This window comes from Rhodococcus sp. Leaf247 (assembly GCF_001426185.1).
Taxonomy (GTDB): domain Bacteria; phylum Actinomycetota; class Actinomycetes; order Mycobacteriales; family Mycobacteriaceae; genus Rhodococcoides.
The window spans coordinates 1,552,378-1,573,935 of record NZ_LMRP01000001.1 but is presented as its reverse complement, the minus strand read 5'-3'; the positions used below and the strand labels follow the sequence as shown (position 1 = coordinate 1,573,935).

General features: G+C 67.6%; 22 protein-coding genes. 17 read left to right on the top strand and 5 right to left on the bottom strand.

The features are described 5' to 3' along the window. Positions 1–459 carry an ATP-binding protein gene (locus ASG64_RS07315; RefSeq protein WP_056071594.1) on the bottom strand — a complete coding sequence of 153 codons (459 nt, stop codon included), beginning with the start codon at positions 457–459 and terminating at the stop codon, positions 1–3. Between the two features lie 48 nt (positions 460–507). Beyond that, complete coding sequence (locus tag ASG64_RS07310) at positions 508–1,017, bottom strand: DUF6328 family protein (protein WP_056071591.1); 510 nt, start codon at positions 1,015–1,017, stop codon at positions 508–510. Between the two features lie 189 nt (positions 1,018–1,206). On the opposite strand from ASG64_RS07310, the gene ASG64_RS07305 reads away from it, so the two are divergent. The 3 genes from ASG64_RS07305 to ASG64_RS07295 all read left to right on the top strand — a co-directional run bounded on the left by ASG64_RS07305 (position 1,207) and on the right by ASG64_RS07295 (position 4,864). Then, positions 1,207–2,475, top strand: a complete 1,269-nt coding sequence (locus ASG64_RS07305; protein ID WP_056071589.1) for a sensor domain-containing phosphodiesterase — start codon at positions 1,207–1,209, stop codon at positions 2,473–2,475. 64 nt (positions 2,476–2,539) lie between these two features. After that, a complete protein-coding gene (locus ASG64_RS07300) occupies positions 2,540–3,208 on the top strand; it encodes a phosphate signaling complex PhoU family protein (RefSeq protein ID WP_042573079.1) in 669 nt (222 codons plus the stop codon). Positions 3,209–3,352: 144 nt separating this feature from the next. Then, positions 3,353–4,864, top strand: a complete 1,512-nt coding sequence (locus tag ASG64_RS07295) for a sugar transferase (protein ID WP_082042856.1) — start codon at positions 3,353–3,355, stop codon at positions 4,862–4,864. A gap of 2 nt (positions 4,865–4,866) precedes the next feature. On the opposite strand, the gene ASG64_RS07290 is transcribed toward ASG64_RS07295, so the two are convergent. Beyond that, positions 4,867–5,649, bottom strand: a complete 783-nt coding sequence (locus ASG64_RS07290; protein WP_162245375.1) for an ANTAR domain-containing protein — start codon at positions 5,647–5,649, stop codon at positions 4,867–4,869. Positions 5,650–5,821: 172 nt separating this feature from the next. On the opposite strand from ASG64_RS07290, the gene ASG64_RS07285 reads away from it, so the two are divergent. From ASG64_RS07285 to ASG64_RS07265, 5 genes are all read left to right on the top strand, one after another. After that, a complete protein-coding gene (locus ASG64_RS07285; RefSeq protein WP_052493104.1) occupies positions 5,822–6,568 on the top strand; it encodes a GAF domain-containing protein in 747 nt (248 codons plus the stop codon). After that, complete coding sequence (locus ASG64_RS21785; protein WP_056071584.1) at positions 6,565–6,990, top strand: hypothetical protein; 426 nt, start codon at positions 6,565–6,567, stop codon at positions 6,988–6,990. The genes ASG64_RS07285 and ASG64_RS21785 overlap by 4 nt, the downstream gene beginning before the upstream one ends. 11 nt (positions 6,991–7,001) lie before the next feature. Beyond that, positions 7,002–7,223, top strand: a complete 222-nt coding sequence (locus ASG64_RS21780) for an ANTAR domain-containing protein (protein WP_162245374.1) — start codon at positions 7,002–7,004, stop codon at positions 7,221–7,223. 89 nt (positions 7,224–7,312) lie between these two features. Continuing rightward, entirely contained in the window at positions 7,313–8,671 is a 1,359-nt protein-coding gene (locus ASG64_RS07270) for a cytochrome P450 (protein ID WP_056071577.1), read from the top strand. A gap of 5 nt (positions 8,672–8,676) precedes the next feature. After that, complete coding sequence (locus tag ASG64_RS07265; RefSeq protein WP_056072882.1) at positions 8,677–9,432, top strand: hemerythrin domain-containing protein; 756 nt, start codon at positions 8,677–8,679, stop codon at positions 9,430–9,432. Here the strand turns inward: ASG64_RS07265 and ASG64_RS07260 are convergent. Next, positions 9,395–10,204 carry a GAF and ANTAR domain-containing protein gene (locus tag ASG64_RS07260; RefSeq protein WP_056071574.1) on the bottom strand — a complete coding sequence of 270 codons (810 nt, stop codon included), beginning with the start codon at positions 10,202–10,204 and terminating at the stop codon, positions 9,395–9,397. The genes ASG64_RS07265 and ASG64_RS07260 overlap by 38 nt on opposite strands. A 217-nt stretch (positions 10,205–10,421) precedes the next feature. Here ASG64_RS07260 and ASG64_RS07255 point away from each other — a divergent pair, with 217 nt between their 5' ends. Next, entirely contained in the window at positions 10,422–11,162 is a 741-nt protein-coding gene (locus tag ASG64_RS07255) for a GAF and ANTAR domain-containing protein (protein WP_056071570.1), read from the top strand. Here ASG64_RS07255 and ASG64_RS07250 read toward each other — a convergent pair. Further along, positions 11,147–11,842, bottom strand: a complete 696-nt coding sequence (locus ASG64_RS07250; protein WP_235579516.1) for a TetR/AcrR family transcriptional regulator — start codon at positions 11,840–11,842, stop codon at positions 11,147–11,149. The genes ASG64_RS07255 and ASG64_RS07250 overlap by 16 nt on opposite strands. A 64-nt stretch (positions 11,843–11,906) precedes the next feature. Here ASG64_RS07250 and bluB point away from each other — a divergent pair, with 64 nt between their 5' ends. The 8 genes from bluB to atzF all read left to right on the top strand — a co-directional run bounded on the left by bluB (position 11,907) and on the right by atzF (position 21,487). Continuing rightward, the gene (bluB, locus tag ASG64_RS07245) at positions 11,907–12,545 is read left to right on the top strand and encodes a 5,6-dimethylbenzimidazole synthase (protein WP_056072876.1); all 639 of its coding nucleotides are present in this window, start codon (positions 11,907–11,909) and stop codon (positions 12,543–12,545) included. A 12-nt stretch (positions 12,546–12,557) separates the two neighbouring features. Continuing rightward, positions 12,558–13,901 carry a putative nucleotidyltransferase substrate binding domain-containing protein gene (locus tag ASG64_RS07240; protein WP_235579545.1) on the top strand — a complete coding sequence of 448 codons (1,344 nt, stop codon included), beginning with the start codon at positions 12,558–12,560 and terminating at the stop codon, positions 13,899–13,901. After that, positions 13,898–14,731: a Fic/DOC family protein gene (locus ASG64_RS07235; RefSeq protein WP_082518192.1), complete on the top strand. Its 834-nt coding sequence runs from the start codon at positions 13,898–13,900 to the stop codon at positions 14,729–14,731. Before ASG64_RS07240 ends, ASG64_RS07235 begins: the two co-directional genes overlap by 4 nt. A gap of 91 nt (positions 14,732–14,822) precedes the next feature. Continuing rightward, positions 14,823–16,367, top strand: a complete 1,545-nt coding sequence (locus tag ASG64_RS07230; RefSeq protein WP_056072873.1) for an amino acid permease — start codon at positions 14,823–14,825, stop codon at positions 16,365–16,367. Then, the gene (locus tag ASG64_RS07225; protein WP_056071561.1) at positions 16,364–17,185 is read left to right on the top strand and encodes an urea amidolyase associated protein UAAP1; all 822 of its coding nucleotides are present in this window, start codon (positions 16,364–16,366) and stop codon (positions 17,183–17,185) included. Before ASG64_RS07230 ends, ASG64_RS07225 begins: the two co-directional genes overlap by 4 nt. Continuing rightward, positions 17,182–17,829, top strand: a complete 648-nt coding sequence (locus ASG64_RS07220) for an urea amidolyase associated protein UAAP2 (RefSeq protein WP_056071559.1) — start codon at positions 17,182–17,184, stop codon at positions 17,827–17,829. The genes ASG64_RS07225 and ASG64_RS07220 overlap by 4 nt, the downstream gene beginning before the upstream one ends. After that, entirely contained in the window at positions 17,826–19,817 is a 1,992-nt protein-coding gene (locus ASG64_RS07215; RefSeq protein WP_268793318.1) for a 5-oxoprolinase/urea amidolyase family protein, read from the top strand. Before ASG64_RS07220 ends, ASG64_RS07215 begins: the two co-directional genes overlap by 4 nt. Then, positions 19,817–21,487, top strand: coding sequence for an allophanate hydrolase (gene atzF, locus ASG64_RS07210; RefSeq protein ID WP_056071556.1), 1,671 nt, complete (start codon positions 19,817–19,819; stop codon positions 21,485–21,487). Before ASG64_RS07215 ends, atzF begins: the two co-directional genes overlap by 1 nt. Positions 21,488–21,558 lie beyond the last annotated feature (71 nt).

The window sequence follows — 21,558 nt, the reverse complement described above, 5'->3', positions numbered from 1 at the left end:
TCAGCGCGAGACGGCGCGGTCGCTCATCCATCGCATGACGACTGTCGTTCCCTGATCCGTCGTCTCGACGGATGCCTCGTGTGCCAGGGCGTGAATCAACGGCAGTCCTCGTCCTCGGCGCGGGTCGTCGGCGCTGATGGTCCAGATGCCCTGATCTGTCACGCGGATCACGACGCTGCCCTCGGGGCCGAACTCCGCTCGCAGGTCGATGGTGCCCGGGCCGCCGCTCGGCGCATGGTCGTAGGCGTGCTCGACGCCGTTGGCCAGCGCCTCATAGGTGGCGAGCGTGATGTCCTGGCAGGTGTCCTCGTCCAGACCGCGTGTGCGCAGCCATCCGAGAACAGAGGTGCGCACCGCTGTCAGTCGAGCGGCGACGGCCGGAATGGCGTTCATCACCAGGTCGGACGATGGATCACTCGTGGCGGTAGCGGGCGCTCCGGCCGATATCGAGGTGATCACAGACCCTGTGTACCCAGAGCGGGCGATTTATCACCTCGATGGCGCACATCACTGCTGGGGACCGAGTGTGCGCCGCACACGTAAGGGGAGTGCGACGCAGACCGTCGCGAAGAGGCAGGCGGACACGGCGCCCGCGACCACCCCTGCCACCGGACCGACGACCAGGCCGAAAATGATGATCGGGACGCCGGACATGGCGATGCCGAGGAGGACGAACCCGATGATGGCGAAGCGGTTCGCGTAGTCGACGAGTTGTCGGAGCGCTCGGCGACGGAAAAGGATTCTGTGCAATGCCACAGGAGCGACCAGCAGAATGGTTGCCGTCACGGAAGCGCCCAACGTGACCAGGTAGATCACCTGTTCGTACGTTCGCAGCTCCGGGAATCGAGCCTGGAAGGGAAGCGTCAACAGGAATCCGGTGAGCAATTGGATGCCGGTCTGGACGACGCGCAGTTCCTGCAGCAGGTTCGACCAGTTCCGGTCCAGCCGCTGAGTGTCCGTCTCGTTCCTCTCGCGGGCGTTCCAGTCGGAATCGCGAAGGCTGTCGTCCGCCGTCATCGACCGATGATACGTCTCCCGTAAATGGTCGGGGTGGCTGTTTCCGAGGCGGTAAAGTGTGACCTTCTCGGTTCGCGTGAAACATTGTCTCGTCCGTGACCGATACGGGCGGGGAACAGGTACGAATCACTGAAATATCGTCGATCGGTTGTTCAGGATTGCGGGGTCCTGCGGAAGAACGGAAGTGCGATGCACAGGACTGCGGCCAGGCGCCAGAGCGAGTCCGCGCGCCACTACGTCGATTTCTCGGTCAGCGATCCGGCCCTGAGCACGCTGGCATCCCTCGCCGCCACGACCCTGGGTTTCGGTCAGGCCATGGTCAACATTCTCGATGCCGACACCCAGTACACGTTGGCGCAGAGCAGCGGCGACACGATGGCGCTGCGTCCCCGATCGACTGCTACCTGCGCGTTCGTCGTGGACAGTGCCGGCCCCGTCGTGGTTCCCGACGCCGACCGCGGTCGATTCTCCGCCGATCCCGCGCACGCAGCAGCGTCCGAGTCGGTGTTCGCGGCATCGTGCGGTTCCTACGTCGCCGTCCCGCTGTACGGCCGTGAGGGCCTCGTCGTGGGCACCCTGTGCCTCGTCGACGACGATCCGCACCCGGCGGACGAGTACACCGTCTCCACCCTGCTCGAGTTCGCTCGACTCGTCGAGACGCACCTCGACGGCATGCGTGCGCGCGGCCGGTCCCTGTTCTCGCTCCGCGATCGCATCGTTGCCGACGCGGTGATCGCCGGCGAAATCGTGCCGTGGTTCCAGCCCGTCGTCGACCTCGAGTCCGGCACCGTCACCGCGGTGGAGGCGCTCGCGCGCTGGCACCGGCCGACGAGCGACGGAACCGACATCACGGTGGTGAGCCCGGCGGACTTCCTCCCGTCGATCGAGGGCAGCGAGCTCGAGATCGACGTCGACCACGCCGTGCTTGTCGCTGCGCTGGTGAGGTTCGAGTCCTGGTTGGCCGAGGACGTCGATCTCCACGTCAACCTGTCCGCTCGGCACCTGGTCACACCCGATGCCGTGCAGTTCCTCGTGGGCATCGTGAACCGGTCCGCTGTTCCGGCCGGTCGCGTCGTCTTCGAACTCACCGAGACCCGGTCGAACGCCGATCGAGCGCGAGCTCACGACTTCGTCGTCGCGCTGCAGGCCGAGGGCTTCCGCGTGCTGCTCGACGACATCGGCATCGGCTTCTCCTCCCTCGAGCGACTGATCGAGTATCCGGTCGACGGATTCAAGATCGATGCGGCCATCGCGAGAACTCTCGGTACGCCCGCCGGCGACTCCCTGGTGCGAGCGCTGGCAGGTTTTGCGACCGATACGGACCGCACTCTGGTGATCGAAGGCATCGAAACCGACGCTCAACTTGCATCCGCTCGGCGTAATGGGTGCACACGCGTCCAGGGTTTTCTCTACTCTCGTGCGGTACCCGCGTCCGATATCGGTGTTCTTCTGGGTTGAAACGCCGACAGCGCGGGTATATAGGCCTTCGCACGTCCGACGCCCGCAGGAGAATGACGAGAACATGCGCAATGCCTACACAGTGCAACTCGACGAGTTGAACGCTGATCTCTGTGCACTCGCGGACGCTGCCGAGTCGGTCATGCGGGATGCCAGTACGGCGCTGCTCGATGTGAATCTCTCCGTCGCGGAGAGTGTCATCGCGCGCGGTGAGTCGCTGGGTGCGCTGGGGGCGCGGTGCGAGGATCAGGCCGTGACGGTTCTGGCATTGCAGGCGCCGGTGGCCGCGGATCTGCGTCGCGTGTTCTCCACCGTGCGCATCAGTAGTGATCTGGCACGAATGGCGGGATTGGCTGTCCACATCGCCGAAGCAGCGCGTCGCCGTTTCCCGGAGCCGATCGTCCCGGATCACCTTGCGCCCCAGTTCCGCGAGATGAGCGACCTGTGTCTGCAGATGTCGCGCAGCATCGTCGAGGCGTTGCGCACCAACGACCTCGACACGGTCGGTTCGCTCAGTGCGCAGAACGACAGAGTCGACGCATTGAAGACAACGGTCATCGACACCGTATCGCTGGACGAATACGGGCACGATGTGATGAACGCCGTCGACATCGCCCTTCTCGGTCGGTATTTCGAGCGATATGCCGACCAGATAATCGATGTGGCATCGCGAATCGTCTTTTATGTCAGCGGTCGGAAAGAATTGGTCCGGCCCATTTCGGACGACCTTTGAGTCCAATATATTAATTCTGTGAAAACAGGCGATGTGATCCATCGCACTGTGCTTGTCTGGGCGGGTTGTCCGGTGAGGCAATAGGGTTTCGACAGTGCATCACCGCACTCGACCCCGCTGCCGAGTCCAGAATCGAGGCCGAACGTGATTGCTCCGAGTCCTGAGCACGGCGCCGAGCGGTCGGTTGCTGCCCTGACTCGGACGAGGCGAGTCCGTCGACCGTCGTCACGTCGAGAGTGGGAGCGCGGGTACATCCATCGCGTTCGCGTCACCGACGTGACGGTCGTCGTGGCCGCGGTCGCCTGTGCGCAGTTGGTTCGCTTCGGCACCCCCGCCCGGGAATCGGTGATGGCCGCGTTCAACTACACCGCCGTCTCCGTGATCCTCGCCGCGACGTGGATCGCCTTCCTCGCCATCTTCCGCACCCGCTCGCCGCGGGTGCTGGGATCCGGCGCGGAGGAGTACCGACGAATCCTCTCGGCGACGTTCCGGTTGTTCGGTCTCGTCGCGATCGTGTCGCTGCTCTTCCGAGCGGAACTCGCGCGCGGGTATCTCGCCATCGCGCTTCCGGTCGGGTTGGCGGGATTGCTCACGACTCGATGGCTCTTCCGCCGGCACGTGGCCAAGGCCCGGCGTCACGGCCGGTATCAGACCGCCGTGGTCATCGTCGGCAGTCTCAGTTCGGCCCTGTCGATGGCCCGATCGTTCAGTCGCGACGGTTCCGCCGGGTACTCGGTCGTGGGTGTCTGTCTTCCCCGGACGCAGCTGGTGGACGACGAGCAGCTGTCGGTGGACGGACTCGAGATTCCCGTGCTGGGCACGGAGCAGGACGTTCTCGACGCGATCGAGGTGTCCGGCGCGGACACGGTCGCCGTGACGGCCACCGACCACATCGGCCACGACGGTATCCGCCGGATGGTGTGGGACCTGGAGAAGAAGAACGTCGACCTGGTCGTCGCTCCCGGCGTCGTCGACGTCGCCGGCCCGCGCCTGCACATGCGTCCGGTGGCGGGTCTGCCGCTCATCCACGTCGAGAAGCCGCAGTACAACGGAGCCAGCAGGTTCGGGAAGACGGCCTTCGACCTGGTGTTCGCGATCGCGGCCCTGACACTCGTGGCGCCGATGCTTCTCATCGTCGCCCTGCTGATCAAGCTCACGAGCAGGGGCCCGGTCTTCTACCGCTCGGAACGGATGGGGCTGGACGGCAAGCCGTTCCAGATGATCAAGTTCCGCTCGATGGTCCAGGATGCGGACACCAAGGTCGCCGACCTGCTGTCGCACAACGACAGCGTCGGCGGGGTTCTGTTCAAGATGCGCGAGGACCCGCGCGTGACCACGGTGGGACGGGTCATGCGGCGGTTGAGCATCGACGAGCTTCCCCAGTTCTTCAACGTGGTGCGGCGCGAGATGTCCGTAGTGGGTCCGCGTCCGCCGTTGCGCCGCGAAGTCGAGACCTACGACGGCGACGTGCGACGCCGGCTGCTGGTCAAGCCGGGTCTCACGGGTCTGTGGCAAGTCAGCGGGCGGTCCGATCTCTCCTGGGAGGAGTCGGTGCGCCTGGACCTGAGTTACGTCGAGAACTGGTCGATGACCGGTGATCTGCTCATCGTGCTCAAGACGTTGAAAGCTGTCGTCAGCAGCGACGGCGCGTACTGAGGTCAGACCCCGTCGATCGAGTCGACCACGGCGACGGCCGCGTCGTGAAGCGTCGTTCCGTTTCCGAACGCGAGATCGTTCAGGGCACTCACCGCTGCCGGTAGGTCGCAGTCCCGACGAATCATGAGGATGCCGATCGCGAGATCGATCACGACGCGTGCGTCCATCAAGTCCTTCACGCGATCGGCGGCGCGGCGCCACGACGACTCGAGGCCCAGCGTCGTGAGGGACGCGCAGAGATACGTCACCAGCACCGCGATCACGTCCTCGCACACGTGCGTGGGCGCGATCCGAGCCGTGTTCCTGCTGTAGAGATTCACGGTGCCCAGGGTGTCGGCCGACTCCGACAGGACCGGGTACGCCGTGATCCGACCGATGCCGGCCGATCGCGCGAACCGGGCCAGGACGGACCACGTTCCGTCCAGATCGTCGACGGACATGTCGACGACGGTTCCGGTTCGCAGGGCACGCAGGGACGGGCCGTCGCCGATGTCGTACTGCGCGCGGTCCAGGGACGACGACGACTGGTCGGTGGCGGCCGCCGTGAACGGGCGAACCGTGTCGAAGGCCAGCGTCACGGCGGCGCTGTCCACTCCGGGTACGTATCGGACGGCCAACGCAGAGACTCGTGCCGCGAGTTCCAGGACGTCGTCGGCGCTCTCGATCCGGATCGACAGCGCGTCGGCGAGGGACTGCGCCACATCGCCGTCCGCCCGGAGCAGACGGCGGAACGCGTCGGATCCCAACGGGTCCGGTCGATCGTTGTCGACAGGGTCGGAGCTCATCGCGTTCGGCTCTCTGTCGGTGCGGTGTCCGGTTCGGACGATACGCCGGTCGTACATTGTGATCGATGTGTTCTCGTGACGGTTGGATGATGGTACGTCGGGCATCCTTGCCGCAGAATCGGCATGGAGAGCACGGCGATCGGGCGTCGACGAGCAAGGAGCTGGCACAGGCATGACGAAAGGGTCCGGTGGAGACGACGACGCGGACGGGTCGTTGGCCATCACCGACATTCCCGACCTCTGCCGCAGCGTCGTCTCGCTGGTGGACGTGGACGGCGCAGCGATCACGGTGATGAGCGGCAACACCCGTGAACTCGTCTACGCGACCGATGCGGTCGCCCAGTACCTGGACGAACTGCAGTTCACCACCGGTCAGGGCCCGTGCGTCGATTCGTTCGACCGTGGCACGTCCGTCCTCGTCGCGGATCTGGACACGGAGGCCGAGGAGCACTGGCCCGGGTTCGCAGCGGATGCCTCCAACGGGGGCGCCTCCGCCCTGTTCGCATTTCCTCTCCGCGGAGGGTCGACGGTCTTCGGCGTGCTCGAGCTGTATCGCGCGTCGACGGGTGCACTGAGCGAGGAATTCGCAGCACTGGCCCAACTGACCGCCGATGCCGCAGCCGTCAGCCTTCTCGAGGCGTTCGCCCCGAAACTCGGCCACACGGTGGACAAGTGGGGCTCGCCGGACATCAGCTCGCTGGGCGATCACCGCACCAGGCCCTACGTCAATCTGGCAGTCGGCATGATCACCGTGCAGTTGAGAGTCTCTCCGACCGAGGCGCTCGCGCGCCTGCGTGCCGCCGCGTACAGCGCGCGGAGGCCGGTGGACGACCTCGCTCGCGAGGTGGTCGAACGCAAGGTTCGCTTCTCCGCCGACGACACCGCTTCCGACTCGACGACGAAAGGACAGCCGTCGTGACCCTTCCTCCGACCTTCGATCGACAGGATGTCGACACCTCGGGCGACGGTCCCGACAACCCGTCGCCCGTCGTCGTCCTCGCCGAGCTCACCGGTCATCTCAGCTCCGGCGTGGACATCTCGTACGTCCTGCACGGAGTGGCGACTCGAACGCGTGACGTGCTCGACGCGGCGGCGGTGTCCGTCGTGATGGACGCGGCATCCGCACCGGACGGCGACGACTTCGACCTGGTGTCGGTGGCGTCCAGCGGATCGGTGGACAGGTCGCTGTCCGTCACGGGTCCGGCCACGATGTGCGTCCGGACGGGCGCGGCGGTCCTGGCCGACGATCTCGAGTTCTCCCCGGGGTGGTCGTCCACACGGTCGGCCCGTGGCGGTCCGGCGGAAGCGCCGCGGCATTCGTGCAGGCAGTGGCGGACCTGACGGCACTCGCGGTGAGTGCCGACACGGACGGCGAGGAGCGCCTGTCGGCCGAGGCCCGGCGTCGACGCCGGGTTCTCGACGATTCCGCCGTCATCGATCAGGCCATCGGGGTGCTCGCGGAGCTTCGAGGTGTCGACATCGCGACCGCGACCGCCATGCTGGTCGTCGAGGCACGACGCACGCTCGTACCGCTGTCGGAGCGAGCGCGCGCCATCGTCGCTTCTGCCGTCTGACTTTCGACTCACGCGAGCACGCGGAATTGCTCCAGCGAGGAGACAGGTCGGGCCAGTTTCGAGCGCCCAGCCGCGGGTAACGCAGCGCCATGACCGACTCGCGACCCGACGACACGTCCGTTCTCGCCGGTCCCCGTGCGCTCCGGTACGCGATGAGACTGATGGGCCCGTCGATCGCGGCGGGAGTGATCCTGCGTCGTCCGGGGGCCATGGCGATGGCAGAGAAGGTGGGTGCCGACGCGGCCACCCTGTCCGCGATGCGGGAGCTCCGCCGTGCTCACGGATCGGCGCCGGTGCAGCTGAGGATGCCCGGGCGCACCGTGGCCGTCGTCCTCGACCCCGCCGATGTCCACCGAGTTCTCGTCGAGTCGCCGGAGGACTTCACGGCGGCGAGTCGGGAGAAGATCGGTGCGCTGGGGCCGTTCCAACCGCACGGGGTGCTGATCTCCCGGGGCCGGGTGCGTGAGCAGCGCCGCGCCCTGAACGAGCACGTACTGGACACGCCGCAGCCGATGCATCACCTGGCGATCCCGTTCGTGTCCGTGGTGGACGAGGAGGTGGACACGCTTCTGTCCGGCGCATCCGGCACCCTCACTGCGGACGATCTGCTGCGGATGTGGTGGCGCATCGTGCGCCGCGTCGTGCTGGGCGCCTCCGCCCGCGACGACGAGCAGGTGACCGATCGTCTGCGTTCTCTGCGCGGAGAGGGCAACTGGTCGTACTTCGGCCCGCGGCGACGACGGCTGAAGGACGCGTTCATCGACGATCTGTACCGCTATGTCGCTGCGGCGGAACCGAATTCGCTAGCGTCGGTCATCGCCGAGGCGCGGGTCGGTGGAGCAGTGGACCCGGTGGGTCAGATCCCGCAGTGGTTGTTCGCCTTCGACGCCGCCGGGATGGCCGCGGTACGGGCACTCGCGTTGATCGCGGCACACCCAGAGGAGGGCGAGCCGGCACGGGACGAAGCGAATTCGGGAGACGCGGGTCGCCCACGGGAGCTCCCGTACCTCAGGGCCTGCCTTCTCGAATCGCTGCGGCTGTGGCCGACGACCCCGGCGATCCTGCGGGATTCGACCGTGGACACGCACTGGTCGGGTCCCCACGGGACCCGCTCGATCCGGGCCGGGACGTCGTTCGCGATCCTGGCGTCGGGCTTTCACCGCGACGACGAGGCGCTCCCGTTCGCGAATCGGTTCACCCCGCGCATCTGGCTCGACGGCACTGCGGAGAAGTATCCCCAGTTGGTCCCGTTCAGCGCGGGTCCTGTGGTGTGCCCGGGTCGGAACTTGGTGCTGATGTCCACGTCGGCGATGCTGGCGTCCCTGCTCGCCCGCGCTCGGGTTCGCCTGTCGCGGCCGATGACGACCGACCCCCTGCCGCCCACCCTGAACACGTACTGCGTGGAGTTCGCACTCGACGCCGTCACCGACACCCCCGGAAAATGGTGACCAGCATGACCGACCACGACGAGTCCCTCCCGTCCATCGCCGACGCCACGGTGGAACAACTCGGCGGGCGCACCAGTGTCCTTGCCCGGCAACGCCGCGACCACATCGAACTCGACGAGCTCCTGAGGCGGCGTCTGGACACCGCGACAGGCCGCGAGCGCGCCGATACTCTGACGGCGTTGTGCCGCTTGGTGTTCCCCCACGCCTTCGCCGAGGAGTCGGTGCTGTGGCCGGCGATCCGGAAGTGGTTGCCCGAGGGGGGGTCGTCGACTCTCGAGATCGAGCAGGAGCATCAGGAGATCAACGAGTTGTTCTCCGAACTCGAGGTGCGCGGCCACGAGTCACCCGAGGGTAGGGAACTGTTCGATCGCATCACGGTGCTGCTGCGCGAAGACGTGCGCGACGAGGAGGACCGGCTGTTCCCGATGCTGCGCGCCCGCCTGAACGACACCCAGCTGCAACGGCTCGGCTATGCGTGGGAGGCAGTGCGGCGAACGGCGCCCACCCGGCCACACCCGGTGGTGGCGCGTCGCCCACCGGGCAACGTGGTGGCGGCGCTCCCGCTGACCGTCCTGGACCGGGCCCGCGACGTGCTGGACACGACGTCGCGTCGGACCGGGGGAGCGGCGACGTCGGCCACGTTGCGACGCACCAGCGACATACTGCGGCGAGCGGCCGGGGTCGTCGAGCACGTCCCCCCGTTGACTCGGGGAGATGACCCGTCTACCCGTTCGAGCCGACGCGGTCGTGGACGGTCATGAGCAGTTTGCCCAACTCGCCGGCCAGTGACTCGGGAGCATCGCCGAGCGCGGCGATGTCCGAGATCAACTGCTCGCACAGTGCCCGCACCTTGATGTTGGTCTGCTGAGAACGCCACAGCAGCAGATCGAACGCCTTGTCCGCCGAGACGTTGAGCCCGAGCATCAACGCACCCTTCACCTGCTCGATCGCGGCGCGCGATTCCAGGGCTGCGGCGTAGTCCTGTGCCTGCCGGTTCGCGTGGCCGTACTGCTCGACTCCGGTCAGGACGGACTGGGCGGCGTTGATGTAGATGCGCATGGCCGTCTCGTCCACCGAATCGAACCGGTGGCCGCTGTGGCTGTAGAGGTTGAGGGCGCCGACATACGTGTCACCCGCCGTGATGGGCGCGGACAGGAAACTGGTGATGTCCACGTCGGCCACTTCGGCGGCGAAATCGGGCCAGCGGCGCTCGGCGTCCGTGAGGTCCGCTCGGACCAGCTCGCGGGTCAACGCGGACTCGATGCACGGACCTTGGCCGTGCCGGTACTGAGCGTGGTCGACAGTCAGCACGAAGGTGCTGGTACTGGCCACGGTCTCGGGCTTTCCGCGACGGAACACAGTGATTCCGGCGGCGTCGGCGTCGGAAATCGCGGAGACGACGCGCGTGCAGATGGTCGTCAGTGCGATGTCTTCGGGCTGGTGCGACGAGCGGACCAGATCCAGATCCTCGATCGCGGCGGCCAACGACGACAGGGCCGTGTCGTCGTCGAGCCGGCGTGGGCTGTCGGTCATATCGCATCTCCTCACGTGGTGGAGCATCGATTGTCCGAACCCCTGAACGCCGATCCGAGACCACCGTACCCCCGACCATCTGTCCGGTTATGATTGCCGCGAAGGCGACACCCCGCCCGGCGTCCAGCAGTAGGCGTCGGCACTTGTGGGTGCCGCCTTTTGTCGTCCCTGTCGGCAGGAACGACGGACATCGCAGACGAAGGGATCACCACCTCACATGAGCAACGACGGTCGGCCGGCGAGTGCCGATCACCTCGATCTGGTACGCACGCTGGCTGATCTGGCGCGTGAATTCGGAAACTCACGGCAGGTGCGCACCACCGACGATGTGCTGGACAGCGTGTTGTCGGTGTCGATCGAGCTGGTCGAGCCGGCGGACCACGCGTCGGTCGGCTCGGTGGGCGGCGCGGCGACGAGCGCTACCGGTTTCCCGAGACGGGCCACGAGTGATGTGGCGTCGACGCTCGACGACGTCCAGGTCTCGGCGGGGGCGGGACCGTCCGTCGAGGTGCTCTCGACCGTCGACGAGGAGCCGACCGCGATCGCCGGGTCGGTCGAGCAGTGGCCGGCACTCGCGGAGACGGCGACGGCGTCCGGTGTCCGGTCCATCGCTGCGGTGCCGATGTTCACCAAGGAGCGCACGCTGGGTGTGTTGACGCTCTACTCGGTGACCGAATCCGCGTTCGACGACGACGATCTGACCGTGGCGACGGCTGTGGCAGCGCACGCGGCGATCGCGCTGCAGGGTGTGCAGAAGGAAGCCCAGTTCCGGTCGGGGCTGGCGTCGCGGGACATCATCGGCCAGGCGAAGGGAATGCTGATGGAACGGTTCGAGGTCGATTCCGTCCAGGCGTTCGAGATGTTGTCCCGGCTGTCGCAGGACAACAATCGTCCGCTGCATCTGCTGGCGGCGGACATCGTCGAGGCCGGAGCGAAACTGCGTCAGGAATCGAGCTGAGGTAGCTCGGATTCGAGCCGGTCCAGCAGTGCTTCGAGAGCTTTCTCGAATTCCGACAGGGCGAGATCCTTGGACAGCTCGGCCCGCATCCGGATGATCGTCGGAAATTCGGACGGGTCGATGTCGCTGTCCTGCCCTGTGTCGGCCTCGTCGACGGGGCCGATCGAGACCCCCTTCGCAGAAACTTCCAGCAGCAGATTGCCCATCAGGAAGCTGGTGAACGACCGGTACGCCGCAGCAGCGGCGGCGTCGTCGAAACCCCAGTCGACAAGGCTCGCGAGGAAGTTCTCCAGCCACCGCACGCTGCGCAGAGGTGGGCGCACCCACGGCGCGCTGTGGGGGCGAGTGGCGATGAGGGGAAAGATCTCGGGATGTTCGAGCGCCATCCTGCGGACTCCGTGCGCGAGTCGCTGCAGGTAGTCCTGCCAGCTGACGGCGCCCTTCATCAGCACCTGCGGATCGCTGTCCAGATCGTCGATGACCTGGTCGACTATTCCGTCGAGCAGATTCTCCTTGCCGGGAAAATAGTGGTAGAGCGCCATGGCCTCGACACCGAGACGCGCGCCGAGGCGGCGCATCGTCAGATCGCCCGCGCCGTTGTCGTCGATGAAGGCGATGCCGGCTCGGAGAATCACGGTGCGGGTGAGCTGCCCGCGACCGGCAGGCATGGAGACAGCCACGACTCACCCCTTTTCTCGAGACGATGTGCGGCCGACTCTAGGCGTGTTCTGGCACGGTCTCTACATGAGCACGGTTCCGATGTCCGTTCACGACGCCATCGCCGCACGTCGAGACGTGCGCGCGGAGTTCTCGGGAGAGGTGGTGGCCGACGATGTCCTGGAGCGCATCCTGACGGCGGCGCACCGAGCTCCGAGCGTCGGCAACACCCAACCGTGGGACTTCGTGATCGTTCGGAACGAGGACACGTTGACGCGTTTCGCGGCCCACGTGGCGCAGTGCCGAGCGGATTTCGCGGCATCCCTGCCCGCGGACCGTGCTGAGACGTTCGACCCGATCCGTGTGGAGGGGATCGTCCCGAGCGGTACCGGCATCGTCGTCACCTACGACGAAAGTCGCGGTGGTGACCACGTTCTCGGACGTGCGACGGTGCGGGACACGGGTCTGCTCTCGGTGGCGTTGGCCATCGAGAACCTGTGGCTCGCGGGGGTCGCGGAGGGCATCGGTGTCGGGTGGGTCTCGTTCTACGACGAGGAGTTCCTCCGAGACCTGATCGGTGCGGTCGACGTGCGACCCGTGGCGTGGCTCTGTGTCGGCCCGGTGACCGAATTCCAGGAGGTCCCGGACCTCGAGCGATTCGGGTGGCGTCCGCGGCGTGCCCTGTCCGAGGCGATCCATCACGAACGGTGGGGACGCCAGGGTTAGCGTGTGGGCGTGATGTCCCCGACTTCCGCGCGTGTGGGTGCGGTCACACGCCGTGGGGTCCCGGTGTGCCCGTCCGATGTGCGTGTCGCCGACGCGGCCGCCGCGATGACACGGGCGCACTCGCACACCGCGATCGTGTCGTACCCGGACGGGTCGCGGGGTGTGTTGACGGACGGCGATCTGCGCCGACGAGTGGTGGCCGCCGGTCTCGGCTCGGACGTTCCGCTCTCTGCTGTCGCGTCGACGCCCGCCGTGACAGTTGCCGCCGACCTCCCGGTGCGCGACGCCGCCGGTGTGGCGTTGAGCGCCGGGGTCCGTCGTCTGGTGGTGCTCGACGCGGGCGGCGCCGTGCTGGGTGTGGTCGACGACGCCGATCTGATGTCGCCGGCGCTCCGACCGGGTATCGCGGTGCGCGCGGAGATCGCCCGTGCTGCCGACGCGGATGCGCTGATCGCGGCCTGTGCGCAGCTGACGCCGATCATGGTGTCGCTGTGCGACTCTCGCGTACCGACGTCCGAGGTGATGATGATCCGTTCCGTCGTCGTCACCGCGGCCGTGCGTCGGGCGGCCGAACTGCTGGGAGACGACGCGTCCTCGTGGCTGGTGTCGGGCAGTGTCGCGCGCCGCGAGTCGGCGTTGTCGTCGGATGTGGAGACGGCGCGGGTCGCCGGTGACGGCGGGGCATCCGGCGAGAAGGTGCACGCACTCCTCGCGCAGTGTGGTCTCATCGCGGATCCGAACAACGCGACGGCGGCGTCCCGGCGCTTCGTCCGCACCCGGGAGGAGTGGTCGACGGCTGTCGACGGCTGGGCACGGGATCCGTTCGAGGACACGGGGTTGGTGATGCTCTCGCTCGCTCTCGACGCACGACCGGTGGTGCCGGGTAGCTGGGGCCCGGCGTCGGCCGCGGTGTCCGCGATGACGGATGCGCCCCGTTCGCGCACGCTGCTGTTGCGGGAAGCGACCGAGAACCGACCTCGGGTGAGCATGCGGGACAGGATGTTCCGACGCGCCGAGGTGGTCGATGTCAAAGCAGGGATCCTCGCTCCGATCGTCGACATCGCGCGGTGGGCCGGCGTGTCGGCCGGATACGTCGGGCATTCGACCCTGGCTCGCCTCGCCGCGGGTGCCGACGCGTCCGTGCTGTCGGCGGACGACGCGGCGGTGTTGGCCGAGTCCTTCGAGGTGGTGCAGCGCATCCGACTCCGTCATCAGTGCGATGCGGTCGCTGCCGGCGATCCGGTGGACGATCTGGTGCGTCCGTCGGAGTTGACGCCGCTGGATCGCAGCTTGGTGGGCACGGCGGCGCGAGAAGTCTCCGGGGTGGTGCGCGCGTCCGCGTACCTGGCCGGATGAGACCGTCACGGGACGCCCCGGACGTCGTCGCCGGTCTCGATCGCCGGCAGTGCCGTGCGATGGATCAGGCCGTCGCTGCCGAGCAGTTGGAGGGGTGGCATCCCACCCGGGACGAGTTGCTGCTGCTCGCGGCGGAATGCCGCGGGGAGGAGGTGCTGGACGGTGTGCGCACCGCGGTTCGCGGGGACGGTAAGATTCGTGAATCGCGCTGGGCTGCACTGCGTCCCGGCCGCGCGCCGTATCTCCTTCCCGGGTCGAGGGTCCTCCGGAACGAGCTCGGACTGCACGACGCCGCCGCGTTGCACCGCGCCGAATCGATCCTGACGGCCATCAGGCTCGTCCGATGCCACACCGACAGGGCGGACCCTCTCGTCGAGGACGGCATCCACCGCCTGATCGCGCTGCACCGCTACGTGTTCCAGGACGTGTACTCGTGGGCCGGGCAGGTCCGAACCGTCGACCTGTCCAAGAACGGCCATTCCTTCACCCGGGCATCCGCTGTGTGGGACGTCCTGATCTCGATCCACGACGCTCTGCTCGCAGCGCCGTGGGAGTCGGCGGATCTCGGCGAATCGGCGTACCTGCTCGCACGGACGTACGCGGAGCTCAATCAGGCGCATCCGTTCCGCGAGGGCAACGGCCGTACGGGCACGATGCTGCTGCATCTGTTGGTTCGGCAGACGGCGTTCGACCTGGACCTGACGGGTGTCGACCGGGCGGACTGGATCCAGGCGTCCCGCGATTCGGCGCCGTTCCGGCAGGCCGGTGCGCCGTCGCCGAGGCCCTTCATCCCGATCTTCCGGCGTGCCCTCGTCCCTCGCGAGGGTTAACAGAGATGCAACATCGTCGATACCGGCGAGACCTTTGCGTCGGATTAACTATCACTCGACAGTTAAGCCACCCCTCCTGATGGAGAACACCATGAGCCAGGCCGTGCTCCCACCCCCGTCGGACCGTCGCGCAGACGGCGACTCCGACGATCTGCTCGAGTTCGGGTACGAACAGCAACTGCACCGCAAGCTGGGCAAATTCGCCTCGTTCGCGGCCGGGTTCTCGTTCGTCTCGATCCTGACCACGATCTTCCAACTCTTCGGCCTGGGCTTCAGCTTCGCCGGACCGGCGTTCTTCTGGGCCTGGCCGGTGGTCTTCGTCGGCCAGTTCATGGTCGCGCTGTGCTTCGCCGAACTGGCGGCGCGCTACCCCATCTCCGGCGCCATCTACCAGTGGTCGCGGCGCGTGGGCGGCGAGATCACCGGATGGTTTGCGGGCTGGTTCATGATCATCGCGCAGATCGTGACGGCCTCCGCCGCCGCGATCGCGCTGCAGGTGGTGTTGCCGAACGTCTGGAGCGGCTTCCAGATCGTCGGCTCCGACACTGCGCTTACTTCCTCGGACGGTGCCACCAATGCCGTCGTGCTCGGCACGATCCTGCTGGTGATCACCACGACCATCAACTCCATCGGCGTCAATGCGATGGCACGCATCAACTCGATCGGCGTCACGTGCGAGATCGTCGGCGTCATCGCCGTGATCGGGGTGTTCTTCACTCACGCCCAGCGTGGACCCGACGTCGTCTTCGACACCGGCGGTGCCGCAGTCGATTCGAGCTACATCGGCGCATGGATCGTCTCCGGCCTGATGGCCGCCTACGTCATGGTGGGCTTCGGCTCGGCGGGCGAGCTGGCCGAGGAGACCAAGAACCCGCGCCGCGTCGCCCCCCGCACCATCCGGCTCGCCCTGTCGGTGTCGGCACTCGGCGGTGGCCTCATGATCATCGGCGCCCTCATGGCAGCGCCCAGCCTGACCGACGGGGAACTGGCGACGCAGGGACTGCCCTACGTGTTGAACTCGGTGCTGTCCTCGCCGTGGGGCACCGTCCTGCTGGTCGACGTCGCCATCGCGATCCTCATCTGCACCTTGGCAATTCAGACCGCCGCATCACGCCTGATGTTCTCGATGGCTCGCGACGGCCGGCTGCCCGGCTCGCGCATCCTGGGCAGCGTCAACAAGACGACGGGAACACCCATCGCCCCGGCCGTCGTCATCGGCCTCGGCTGTGTCCTGGTCCTGGTGGTCAACGTGGGCAACTCGGCGATCTTCTCCACCCTCGCCAGCGTCTGCATCGTGCTCATCTACCTCGCGTACATGATGGTGACGGTGCCGCTGCTCCTCCGCCGCCTTAAGGGCTGGCCGCACCGCACCTCGCAGGTCGACTCCGAGGGCAAGCCCCTGTTCACGCTCGGATGGCTCGGGTTGCCCGTCAACATTCTCGCCGTCGTGTACGGCGCCGCCATGGTGATCAACCTGTCCTGGCCGCGGTCGGAGATCTACGACCCGTCCGGCGACTTCCCGCTGCTGCGCTGGGCCGCCCCGCTGACGGTGCTGGCCGTCGTTGCCCTCGGTGCGCTCTGCTTCCCGCGCGGCAAGAGCCACCCCAACCCGATTCCGACAGGAGCGAACGCATGACCGCCACGACCACCGCGGCTCGCGAGCACGCCCGTGCACAAGCCCGTGAGATCACCGATTCGATGCCCGTCGTCCCGGCATCGTTGTGGCCGAACGAGATCGACGGTACTGACGCCGCGTCGTTGATCTGGGCGGAAACTGTTCCCGGAGGCCGGTACACCACCAAGGTGCTGCAGCGCGGCACCCGGCTGCGGTTGCGGGACGTGCACGGACGCGCCTGCGCACACGTCATGCTCCACCGTGCCGATGCTCCGTGGGAGCGTCTCAACGCGGCCGACACCGTCAAGGTGCCGTGGCAGGCGTACATGGGCGTCGGGCATCCACTGCTGTCGGACCAGGGCCGCGTCCTCGCGACCGTGCTGGCCGATACCTCCGGTCGGCACGACGCGCTCTGCGGAACGACCACGCTGCTGACCAACACCGACAAGTACGGCGACGGCTCCGCCTACTCGGCATCGCCGGCCGGACGGGAGCTGCTGGTGCTGGCCGCCCTGAAGAACGGTCTGGGCCCGCGCGACGTGCCGCCGACCGTCAGCTTCTTCCACGGCGTCACGGTGGACCCCGACGGCGCGCTGCGCAGTACCGGATCCGCCGGGGCGGGAACGATCGTCGACCTGATCGTGCACCTTCCGGTCATTGTCTCCATCGCCAACACGGCCCACCCGGTGGACCCGTCGCCCACGTTCGACACCACCTCGCTCGAAGTCCTGGCATGGCCGTCGCCGCAGGATCTCGAAGAGCTGCCGAACACCGATCCCGAATACCTCCGCGCCGTCGCCAACACGGAGGACACGTACGCAGCAGGAGGCTCGAAATGACCGCAGCAGTACAGGAACTGGCGCTGGTGGCCGGCCGGGTGATCCTCGACGAGGTCGCGCCTGCCCGTGGCCCGTGGTCGGCTGTCGTCCGCGCCGGAGACGTCCTCACGATTCTCGACCTCGAGGGCAACCAGGCCGTCGACACGCTGGTCTACGGCGCCGAGGACCACAGCGTCCGCTACAGCGCACCCGCGACGATGGTGGGTCAGGGCAACGTCTACCTGACCACCGGAACTGTGCTGCGCGACAGCGAGTCCCGGCCGATGATGACCATCGTCGCCGACGAGGTGGGCAACCACGACACCATCGGCGGCGCCTGCTCGCAGGAGTCGAACACGCTGCGCTACGGCCATCACACCAAGCACCAGCATGCCTGCGTCGAGAACTTCATTCTCGAAGGCTCGCGCTGGGGCCTGGGCAAGCGCGACATCGTCTCCAACATCAACTTCTTCATGAACGTGCCGGTCGACGCGGACGGCACCCTCGGCATCGTCGACGGGTTGTCCGCGCCGGGCAAGCGCCTCGCCCTGCGCGCGGAGATCGACTCGCTGGTGCTGATCTCGAACTGCCCACAGATCAACAACCCGTGCAACGGTTTCGACCCGACGCCGGTCCGGCTCATCGTCACCAGGCCGGACTCGTGACCGTCACCGTCGAGCGCCCCGGCATGCTCACCACCATCCAGGACTGGCCGGGACGTGTCGGCTACTGGAAGGTGGGCGTTCCGCCGTCGGGACCGATGGACGACCTGTCGCTGCGACTGGCCAACATCGCCGTCGGCAACCCGGAGGGCGCTCCCGCCCTCGAGACGACGATGAGCGGTCCGGCCCTGCGTTTCGACGACGAGACCGTCGTGTGCGTGACAGGTGCCGATTCGCCGGTCACGGTGAACGGGATTGCCGTGGACCGGTTCACACCCGTGACGGTGCCGGCCGGCGGCGTGCTCGACGTCGGCCTGGTCTCGGGCGCCGGATTGCGCATGTACATCGCGATCCGTGGCGGTGTCCTGGCCGAGGAGTACCTGGGCAGCGCGTCGACCTTCACGCTGGGCACGTTCGGCGGCAAGGACGGCCGCGTGCTGCGGGACGGCGACGATCTGCAGTTGGACACGCGCGCCGTCGGCACACCGGCGGCCGTTCCGATGGAACACGTTCCTGCACTGACCCATGCGTGGCAGCTCGCGGTCACCGAAGGTCCGCACGGTGCGCCGGAGTTCTTCACCCGCGCCGACATGGACACCATCGTCGGCACCGATTACGAGGTGCACTTCAACTCCGACCGCACCGGTGTGCGACTCGTCGGACCGCGGCCGGACTGGGCCCGCACCGACGGCGGCGAAGCCGGGCTGCACCCGTCGAACATCCACGACAACGCGTATTCCGTCGGCGCGCTGGACTTCACGGGCGACACCCCGATCCTGCTCGGTCCCGACGGCCCCAGCCTCGGCGGATTCGTCTGCCCGGTGACGGTGGTCGCGGCCGACCGCTGGAAGCTCGGTCAGCTCCGCCCCGGTGACACCGTGCGCTTCGTGCCCATCGAGGTCGCGGCGGCAGCATCGAAGAACACCGTGGGTCTCGCCCGACGTGCATCGCTTCCCGTCGTCTTCTCCCGCGGCGGAGACGGAGACGACGGAGTCATCGCGCGCCGCGACGGTCTCACCCCGGTGACCTACCGCCGGTCCGGCGACGACAACATCCTGGTCGAGTACGGCGAGATGTCGCTGGACCTCGCGCTGCGGGCCCGGGTGCACGCGTTGCACGAGGCAGTCCAGGAGATCGGTCCCGCAGGACTGGTGGACCTGACTCCCGGTATCCGCTCCCTGCAGGTCAAGGTCGACCCCGACGTCCTGCCGACCGGGAAGCTGCTGGATCTACTGCTCGAGGCGGAGGCGGCACTTCCGGACACGTCCGAGCTCAGCGTCCCCAGTCGTCATGTGCGGCTGCCGCTCTCGTGGGACGACCCGTCGACACGCGAGGCGATTCAGCGCTACATGCACGGTGTCCGCTCCGACGCGCCGTGGTGCCCGTGGAACATCGAGTTCATCCGCCGCATGAACGGTCTGGACTCGGTCGACGACGTGTACGACACGGTGTTCGACGCCGAGTACATGGTCCTGGGGCTCGGGGACGTGTACCTCGGTGCTCCCGTCGCCACGCCGCTCGACCCGCGCCACCGTCTGGTGACGACCAAGTACAACCCGGCCCGCACGTGGACTCCCGAGAATGCCGTCGGTATCGGCGGCGCCTACCTGTGCATCTACGGCATGGAGGGACCGGGCGGCTACCAGTTCGTCGGGCGGACCACGCAGGTCTGGAACCACCGCCATCCTCTGACCGCGAAGGGGTTCGAGGAGGGCACGCCGTGGTTGCTACGTTTCTTCGACCGCATCTCCTGGTACCCGGTCAGCACCGAGGAACTCGGCGACATGCGCGCGGACCTCGCCGCCGGTCGCGGTGCGGGCGTCGAGATCACCGACGGCACGTTCTCGCTGGCCGATCACGACGAGTTCCTCGCCGCGAACGACTCCTCCATCGCCGAATTCCGGAAGAAGCAGGCCGAGGCGTTCGGCATCGAACGCGACGCCTGGTCCGCCGCCGGAGAATTCGCCCTGACGACCGCACAGGAAGCGTGATGACTGCAACCGATCGAGTACTGCTCGCGTACAAGCGCATTGCCGAGGTCGACCGCCCCGAGGTGTGGATCGCACTGCGGGACGAGGCCGAGGTACTGGCAGAGGCGGCGTCCCTGGCGGAGGATCTGCCGCTGTACGGGATGCTCGTCGCGGTCAAGGACAACATCGACGTGGCCGGGCTCCCGACCACCGCCGCGTGCCCCGAGTTCTCGTACGACCCGACCGAGGACGCCACCGTGGTGGCACGGCTGCGTGCGGCCGGGGCGCTGGTGCTGGGGAAGACCAATCTCGACCAGTTCGCGACCGGACTGGTCGGCACCCGCAGCCCTCACGGAGCCGTGCGGCATGCGCACGATCCCGAGAAGATCTCCGGCGGCTCGAGTTCCGGGTCGGCCACCGCTGTCGCGCTGGGGATCGTCGACGTCGCCCTGGGCACCGACACCGCAGGCTCCGGTCGGGTGCCGGCGGCATTCGCGTCGCTCGTGGGCATCAAGCCCACGCTGGGACTGGTGCCGAACACCGGAGTGGTGCCGGCGTGCGTCGACTACGACGCGGTCACCGTCTTCGCGGACGACACAGCGACGGCGGCCACGGTGATGAGCGTGATGATCGGGCCGGATGCCGCCGATCCCCGGAGTCGCTCGTGGCCGGCGACGGTTCCGCTGGCTGCTCCGCCTCGACCCCGTGTCGGTGTCCCGCGCCGCGAGGACCTCGTCGCACTGTGCCCGGAGTACGCGGAGGCGTTCGCGCGCACCGTGACCGGACTCGACGCTGCCGGTATGGACCACGACGTCGTCGACATCTCCCCGCTTCTCGACGCCGCGGTGTTGCTGTACGACGGAGCGATCGTGGCGCAGCGGTACGCGGCGGTCGGTGAGTTCCTGTCCACGGGTCGGGCTACTGCCGACCCGACGGTCGAGGCGATCGTCCTCGGCGCGCGGACGCCTGCCGCGCACGCCTACGTCGACGACCTCTCGACGCTCCTCGCCGCGAAGTCCTATGCCGCGACGCTTCTGGACGGACTCGACGGCCTCTTGCTGCCGACCACGACCGAGCACCCCACTATCGCTGCGGTGCAGGCGGATCCGATGGGGATCAACCGGCGGCTCGGCACGTTCACCAACTTCTGCAACCTCCTCGACATGGCCGCGGTGGCGGTTCCCGGCGCTCCGACGACGGCCGGTGCCCCGTTCGGCGTGATGGTGGTGGGACCGGCGTTCAGCGACCAGGTGGTCCTGGACGTCGCAGCACTGGTAGCGGGGGATCGGACTGCCGTGGTCGTCGACGAGGGTGTCGACGTCCTGGTCGTGGGCGCGCACCTGCGGGGCTTCCCGTTGAACGGCCAGCTGGTCGAGCGCGGTGCACGCTTCCTCGGTGAGGTGGGCACCTCCGCCGACTACCGGCTGGTCGATCTGGGCACGACCCCGCCCAAGCCCGGTCTGGTACGTAACGGCAGTGCCTCCATCGCGGGCGAGCTCTACCGGATGGCGCCCGCGCACCTCGGCACGTTCCTCGCGGCGCTGCCGGCGCCGATGGGTCTGGGCCCGGTGACGCTGTCGGACGGTCGGCAGGTTGTCGGCTTCATGTGCGCCGCCGACGCGGCCGAGGCGGGTACGGACATCACCGAGTTCGGGGGCTGGCGGGCGTACATGGCTGATCGTGGACTCTGAACCCCGGATTCCGGGGTCGGGATTCCATGATCAGTGGATTACTGTTCGGTAAGTCTTGTGTTTACGCCCGG